At 69.6% G+C, this 6,999-nt stretch carries 7 protein-coding genes; 4 read left to right on the top strand and 3 right to left on the bottom strand.

The genetic code is table 11. The annotated features are described in order from the left end of the window. A partial coding sequence (locus O3Q52_RS45825) for an LCP family protein (protein WP_269654412.1) occupies window positions 1–1,392 on the top strand: 1,392 nt, incomplete at its 5' end. 152 nt (window positions 1,393–1,544) lie between these two features. On the opposite strand, the gene O3Q52_RS45820 is transcribed toward O3Q52_RS45825, so the two are convergent. Further along, entirely contained in the window at window positions 1,545–2,093 is a 549-nt protein-coding gene (locus O3Q52_RS45820; protein WP_269654411.1) for an acyl-CoA thioesterase, read from the bottom strand. 119 nt (window positions 2,094–2,212) lie between these two features. Here O3Q52_RS45820 and O3Q52_RS45815 point away from each other — a divergent pair, with 119 nt between their 5' ends. Then, window positions 2,213–3,478, top strand: a complete 1,266-nt coding sequence (locus O3Q52_RS45815) for an LCP family protein (RefSeq protein WP_269654410.1) — start codon at window positions 2,213–2,215, stop codon at window positions 3,476–3,478. A gap of 94 nt (window positions 3,479–3,572) precedes the next feature. On the opposite strand, the gene O3Q52_RS45810 is transcribed toward O3Q52_RS45815, so the two are convergent. Then, window positions 3,573–4,730: an acyl-CoA dehydrogenase family protein gene (locus O3Q52_RS45810; protein WP_269654409.1), complete on the bottom strand. Its 1,158-nt coding sequence runs from the start codon at window positions 4,728–4,730 to the stop codon at window positions 3,573–3,575. Between the two features lie 223 nt (window positions 4,731–4,953). On the opposite strand from O3Q52_RS45810, the gene O3Q52_RS45805 reads away from it, so the two are divergent. After that, entirely contained in the window at window positions 4,954–6,297 is a 1,344-nt protein-coding gene (locus O3Q52_RS45805) for a UDP-glucose/GDP-mannose dehydrogenase family protein (RefSeq protein WP_269654408.1), read from the top strand. A 214-nt stretch (window positions 6,298–6,511) separates the two neighbouring features. Then, a complete protein-coding gene (locus O3Q52_RS45800; RefSeq protein WP_269654407.1) occupies window positions 6,512–6,730 on the top strand; it encodes a hypothetical protein in 219 nt (72 codons plus the stop codon). A 41-nt stretch (window positions 6,731–6,771) separates the two neighbouring features. Here the strand turns inward: O3Q52_RS45800 and O3Q52_RS45795 are convergent. After that, window positions 6,772–6,999: CGNR zinc finger domain-containing protein (locus O3Q52_RS45795; RefSeq protein ID WP_269654406.1), on the bottom strand; the 228-nt coding region annotated here is incomplete at its 5' end.

Genomic DNA, 6,999 nt, shown 5'->3' with positions numbered 1-6,999 from the left:
CCCGTACGGCGCAGGCGGCCGCGCTGGGCCATGCGGATGACGACCTCGGTGTCCGTGACGGTGCTCGCGGCGGCCGGCATCGGGCACGCGCTGCTCACCGGTCTCGGCTCCGACATCGACCGGATCGACCCCTTCAAGGACATGAAGAACCGGCCCGCGCGCGGCCACGGCATGAACGTCCTGCTCGTCGGCACCGACGGCCGCGACCGGATCACCCCGGAGGAGAAGGAGAAGTACCGGCTCGGCGGCGCCCCCTGCCACTGCACCGACACGATCATGGTCGTGCACCTCTCCGAGGACCGGAAGCGGGCCAGCATCGTGAGCCTGCCGCGCGACTCGTACGCCGAGACGCCCGCCCACGTCGACCGCACCAGCGGACAACGGCACCAGCCGCACCCGGTCAAGCTCAACGCCGCGTACGCGGAGGGCGGGCCCCGGCTGACCGTGCGGACAGTGGAGAGCATGACCAATGTGAAGATCGACCACTATCTGGAGGTCGACTTCACCAGCTTCATCAAGACCGTGGACGTGCTCGGCGGGGTCCGGATCTGCACGGTGAAGCCGCTCAAGGACACCTACACCGGGCTCGACCTGCCGACCGGAGTGCACGATCTGAACGGCGGGCAGGCGCTGCAGTACGTGCGCTCGCGGCACATCGACGGGGCCTCGGACCTCGGCCGGATGCAGCGCCAGCAGCGCTTCCTGGCCGCGCTCATCGAGCGGGCCACCTCGTCCGGGGTGCTGCTCAACCCGATCAGGTTCCGGGACGTGACCGGGGCCGTGCTCGGCTCGGTGCGCGCCGACAAGGGCCTCGGGTCGAACGAACTCATCGACCTGGGGCGGGCGATGCGGACCTTCTCGCCGTCCTCCTCTGAGTTCACGACGGTCCCGATCGGGAAGATGGGGTACGCCGTGAAGGGCATCGGTTCGACCCTGAAGTGGGACGAGGGGAAGGCGGACCGGCTCTTCCGCACCCTGCGCGACGACAAGCCGCTCGCCCCGCACCGGGTCCGCTCCAAGGCCCTGCGCGTCGATGTCGCCCCGCAGCAGATCCGGGTCCAGGTCGAGAACGGCACCATGACCGCCGGCCTCGGCCGCCGCGTCGACAGCGGCCTGTCGGCCACCGGCTTCCGCACGACCCGGGCCCCCGTGAACGCCCCCGACCGCTCGATCCGGCGCACGATCGTCCAGTACGACCCCCGCTGGGACCGCTCCGCGAAATCCCTCGCCACGGCCCTGCCCGGCAGCGAGCTGCGCCCCGTGAACGGCCAGGGCCCCCTCATGAAGGTGATCGCCGGCTCGGACTTCAAGCAGGTCCACAAGGTCCGCGCGGAGGACCCGACCCAGGGCGAATTCAAAACGCTGACGGGCGACCAGGTGGTCTGCCCGTAGAGAACCAATCCGGCGAGGGCTCGCCTACGAATACCTGGTGGCCGTCCAGCTCCCCGCTGAGCCTTCATTCCCCGGCTCAGGAGGGCGCCCCGTTTTTAGGGGCGCGGGGAACTGCGCGACCAGCCACATCCGGCCCGCAGCCGCCAAACTCCCTAGTCGTCGAGCCCTTCCGCGGACCGCTTTGCCCGCAACTCCACAATCGCCCGCCGCCGAGCAAGCCGATGCGTACGACGAATCTGCGCCTCCTGATTGCGGCGCCGGTCCCGCTCACTCTCCGCCACCACCGGAGGTACCCGCCGAGGCTTCCCGTCGGCATCCACCGCGGCGAACACCAGGTAGGCCGAGCCGACCTGCTGAGGCGGCGTCGACTCGTTCCAACGCTCGGCGAGAACGCGGACGCCGACCTCCATCGACGTACGACCCGTCCAGTTCACCTGTGCCTTCACATGCACGAGGTCGCCTACGCGTACGGGTTCCAGGAAGGCCATCTCGTCCATGGAGGCGGTCACGGCGGGCCCGCCGGAGTGCCGCCCGGCCACCGCGCCGGCCGCGTCGTCGACCAGTTTCATGATCACACCACCGTGCACCGTGCCCAGAAGGTTGGTGTCGTTGTGGGTCATGATGTGGCTGAGGGTGGTTCGGGACGCCGAAGTCGGCTTGCCCGGAATATCGGATTCCGGAGTACGGGCCTGGTCTGTCATGCCGTCCACCTTATGCCGGGCACTCGCAAGGGTTGCTTTGCATCAGCTCTGCAACAGCCCTGGTGCGATTTTCCGAAGACTCTTGTATGGCACACAGTGGGACCCTGCACACTGGGCCCATGAGCGATTGGCCCCAGGGATACAACGGCGGCGACCGGCACGGCCGCGGCGGCACAGGCGCCGAGCCCGAGGGCGCCCGTGTGATGCGGCAGGTGCAGCGCGGCTCGGGGGCCGGTCCACGCCCCTCGGCGCCGTCGCGCGGAGTCCCGCCCCAGCCGACGTACACGGACGGCTACGGCGGGGACGCCTACGACGGTTACAACACCGGCCAGGTCTACGGCTCGCCGGGCGGAGGCGGTCCGCAGGAGCCTCCGGGCGGCCGCGGACGGGGCCCGCGGCCCGCGCCGAACTGGCGCAAGCGGATCAAGTGGACCGCGATCACGGTGGTCACCGTGCTGGTCGTGGTCTCCGTGGGTACGTACTTCTGGGCCGACTCGAAGCTCAAGCGCGAGGTCGACCTGTCGAAGGTGATCGACCGGCCCGACGGCGGCGAGGGCACCAACTACCTGATCGTCGGTTCCGACAGCCGCGAGGGCATGTCCGCCGAGGAGAAGAAGAAGCTCCACACGGGCTCCGCCGAGGGCAAGCGCACGGACTCGATGATGATCCTGCACGTCGGCGACAACGGGAACACGATGATCTCGCTGCCGCGCGACTCGAACGTGACGATCCCCACGTTCAAGGGCTCCGAGTCCGGCAAGACCTTCCCGGGCACCGGCCGTCAGGTGAAGCTCAACGCGGCGTACGCCGAGGACGGGCCCGAGCTGCTCGTGCGGACCGTCGAGGCCAACACCGGCCTGCGCATCGACCACTACGCGGAGATCGGCTTCGGCGGCTTCGCGAAGATCGTCGACGCGGTGGGCGGTGTCGAGATGGACATCCCCAAGGCGTTCAAGGACGACAAGTCCGGCGCCGACTTCAAGGCGGGCAAGCAGACCCTGAACGGCGAGCAGGCGCTGGCCTTCGTCCGTACGCGGTACGCGTTCGCGGGCAGCGACCTGGACCGTACGAAGAACCAGCAGAAGTTCCTCGCGGCCCTGGCGAGCCAGACGGCGACGCCGTCCACGGTCCTCAACCCCTTCAAGCTCTACCCGACCATGGGCGCCGGCCTCGACACCCTCACCGTCGACAAGGACATGTCCCTCTGGAACCTGGCCTCGATGTTCTGGGCCATGAAGGGCATCACCGGCGGCGAGGGCAAGTCGATGAACATGCCCATCTCCGGCAACTCGGCCAACGGCAACCTCCAGTGGGACACCGCCAAGGTCAAGACCCTGGTGAACCAGCTGAAGAACGACGAGAAGGTGACGGTGTCGGGGAACTGAGCGGTCCCCGAGCCCGTACCGCGTGAGAAGCCGTATCACAGCGATGGGCCCCCGGCATTGCGCCGGGGGCCCATCGCTGTAATACGGCTGCGCCCTACGGCAGGTTGCGGGCCATCACGATGCGCTGGACCTGGTTCGTGCCCTCGTAGATCTGGGTGATCTTGGCATCGCGCATCATGCGCTCGACCGGGTAGTCGCGGGTGTAGCCGTAGCCGCCGAGGAGCTGGACGGCGTCCGTGGTGACCTCCATGGCGACGTCGGAGGCGAAGCACTTGGCCGCCGCGCCCTGGAAGGTGAGGTCGCTGTCGCCGCGCTCCGACTTGGCCGCGGCCTGGTACGTCAGGGCGCGGGCGGCCTCGATCTTCATGGCCATGTCGGCGAGCATGAACTGGATGCCCTGGAAGTCGGCGATCGCCTTGCCGAACTGCTTGCGCTCCCGGACGTAGCCCTTGGCGTAGTCGAGGGCGCCCTGGGCGATGCCGAGGGCCTGGGCGGCGATCGTGATGCGGGTGTGGTCCAGGGTCTTCATCGCGGTGGCGAAGCCAGTGCCCTCCTCGCCGATGATGCGGTCGGCCGGGATGCGAACGTTGTCGAGGTAGACCTCGCGCGTCGGGCTGCCCTTGATGCCGAGCTTCTTCTCCGGGGCGCCGAAGGAGACACCCTCGTCCGACTTCTCGACGACGAAGGCCGAGATGCCCTTGGAGCGCTTCGTGGGGTCGGTCACGGCCATCACCGTGTAGTACTCCGACTCGCCCGCGTTGGTGATCCAGCGCTTCACACCGTTCAGGACGTAGAAGTCGCCGTCGCGGACCGCCTTCGTCTTCATGCCCGCCGCGTCCGAGCCCGCGTCCGGCTCGGAGAGGCAGTACGAGAACATGCCGTCGCCCTTGGCCAGCGGGCCCAGGTACTTCTTCTTCAGGTCCTCGGAGCCGGAGAGGATCACCGGGAGCGAGCCCAGCTTGTTCACCGCGGGAATCAGGGACGAGGACGCACACACCCGCGCCACCTCCTCGATCACGATGACCGTGGCCAGCGCGTCCGCGCCCGCACCGCCGTACGTCTCCGGTACGTGCACGGCGTGCAGGTCGGAGGAGACCAGGGCGTCCAGGGCCTCCCGGGGGAACCGGGCTTCCTCGTCCACCGCTGCGGCGTACGGCGCGATCTTCGCCTCGGCCAGTGAACGGATCGCGTCACGGAGCATGCCGTGCTCCTCGGACGGGCGGTACAGGTCGAAATCAGCCGATCCGGCCAAGGTCTCTCACGCTCCAAAGACGCTGTGATGCTGACGCTAATTACCGTTAAGTAACTCAAATTTTAGGGGCCCGCCCACGGCAGTGATACGTGAGCTTGGCGACAAGGGGGAAACTGCCCGGTGAAGCGCTCGAACAAGCCCCGACTATGCTCGGTCAGCGCACTCAAGGCGCGCTGCAGGCGCACACCTGACGGACACCTGACGGACACCTACTGGAGCATCCATGGCCCTCAAGATCACCGTGATCGGCACCGGCTACCTCGGCGCCACGCACGCCGCGGCCATGGCCGAGCTCGGGTTCGAGGTGCTGGGACTCGACGTCGTACCCGAGAAGATCGAGATGCTCCAGCGGGGCGAGGTCCCGATGTACGAGCCGGGGCTCGAGGAGCTGCTGGCCAAGCATGTCGCCGGTATCGAGGGGTCCAGCGGGCGGCTGCGGTTCACCATGGACTGGGCCGAGGTCGCGGCGTTCGGCGACATCCACTTCGTCTGCGTGAACACCCCGCAGAAGCACGGCGAGTACGCGTGCGACATGTCGTACGTCGACGCCGCCTTCGCCTCCCTCGCTCCCCATCTCACGGGCCCCGCCCTCGTCGTCGGCAAGTCCACCGTGCCCGTGGGGTCGGCCGAGCGGCTGGGCCGCACGCTCGTCGAGCTCGCCCCCGCCGGCGAGGAGGTCGAGCTGGCCTGGAACCCGGAGTTCCTGCGCGAGGGCCTCGCCGTCCAGGACACCCTGCACCCCGACCGCATCGTGGCCGGCGTCCGCAGCGAGCGCTCCGAGAAGCTGCTGCGCGAGGTGTACGCGACGCCGATGGCCGAGGGCTCGCCCTTCGTGGTCACCGACTTCCCGACCGCCGAGCTGGTGAAGACCGCCGCGAACTCCTTCCTCGCCACCAAGATCTCCTTCATCAACGCGATGGCCGAGGTCTGCGAGGCCGCCGGCGGCGACGTCGTGAAGCTCGCCGAGGCGATCGGCTACGACGACCGGATCGGCAAGAAGTTCCTGCGCGCGGGCATCGGCTTCGGCGGCGGATGCCTCCCCAAGGACATTCGCGCCTTCATGGCACGCGCCGGTGAACTCGGCGCCGACCAGGCCCTCACCTTCCTGCGCGAGATCGACTCCATCAATATGCGGCGCCGCGGTCAGATGGTGGAAATGACCCGTGAGGCACTGGGCGGCGGATCGTTCCTCGGGAAGCGGATCGCGGTGCTCGGCGCGACGTTCAAGCCGGATTCGGACGACGTCCGGGATTCGCCCGCGCTGAACGTCGCCGGGCAGATTCATCTGCAGGGCGGCCAGGTCACGGTCTACGACCCCAAGGGCCTCGACAACGCGCGACGGCTCTTCCCGACGCTTGGGTACGCGGACACCGCCGTGGAAGCCGTGCGCGGCGCCCATGTCGTCCTGCACCTCACCGAGTGGCGCGAGTTCCGCGAGCTGGACCCGGCGGCGCTCGGCGAGACCGTGACGGACCGCGTCGTGCTGGACGGCCGCAACGCGCTCGACCCCGCCGTGTGGCGGGCCGCGGGCTGGACGTACCGGGCGATGGGGCGACCGGCCGCCTGAGCCTGAGCCGCCACGACCGGTTGGCGGCTGCTTGGCGGCTGCTTGGCGGCTTGACGGGTCGGCGGCTTGACGGGTTGGCGGCTGCTTGAAGGCTTGGCGGGTCGGCGGCGTAACAAGTTGGCGGCTTCGGCGTCCGCGGCGGCTTCGGCGGGGCGCTCCAAGTCGCCGGATCCCGCCAAGTCCCCGTCCGCACCGCCGACTTCGGCCCCCGGCGATGGCGCCGGCACCCTCGGTGGCCGGGCAGGCGGCAACCCCACGAGCCCTCGAACCGACCGTCTCCGCCCGGCCCCTCGGCTGCCTGCTCGTCCTGGCGGGCGTGATGGCGGGCGGGATGGCGGCAGCGGTGGCGGGCGTGGCCGTGCCGTGTCCGCTGCTGCCGCTGGTGGGTTCACGCTCGACGGCGAGGAACGGGCGGGACGTCGAGCAGCCATAGCGGGGTCCGACCGAGCGGCCGGGCGGCTCCCCGAGCCCGGGCTACTTCGCGCGGTAGCGGCGCATCTTCGCCCGTGCCCCGCAGACGGACATCGAGCACCAGCGGCCACGCCCCGCCGGGCTGCGGTCGTAGTACGCCCAGTGGCAGTCCGGCGCCTCGCAGGCCTTGAGGCGGAGCCAGGTGCCGGCGGCGAGGGACTCGGCGACGGCCGCGGCGACCCGGGAGGCGAGAGCGGCCGGGTCCGCCGGGCGGATGGCCGCCGCGCAGAT

This window comes from Streptomyces sp. ActVer, from assembly GCF_027270795.1.
Taxonomy (GTDB): Bacteria; Actinomycetota; Actinomycetes; order Streptomycetales; family Streptomycetaceae; genus Streptomyces; species Streptomyces umbrinus_A.
Note: the sequence above shows the minus strand (reverse complement) of the source record. Positions and strands in the feature narration are given on the sequence as shown.

Bases quoted from the DNA above. Each gene is read 5' to 3' on its own strand.
- O3Q52_RS45805 (WP_269654408.1), top strand. From the start codon at position 4,954: ATGGCCCTCAAGATCACCGTGATCGGCACCGGCTACCTCGGCGCCACG.
- O3Q52_RS45820 (WP_269654411.1), bottom strand. From the start codon at position 2,093: ATGACAGACCAGGCCCGTACTCCGGAATCCGATATTCCGGGCAAGCCG.
- O3Q52_RS45800 (WP_269654407.1), top strand. From the start codon at position 6,512: ATGGCGCCGGCACCCTCGGTGGCCGGGCAGGCGGCAACCCCACGAGCC.
- O3Q52_RS45815 (WP_269654410.1), top strand. From the start codon at position 2,213: ATGAGCGATTGGCCCCAGGGATACAACGGCGGCGACCGGCACGGCCGC.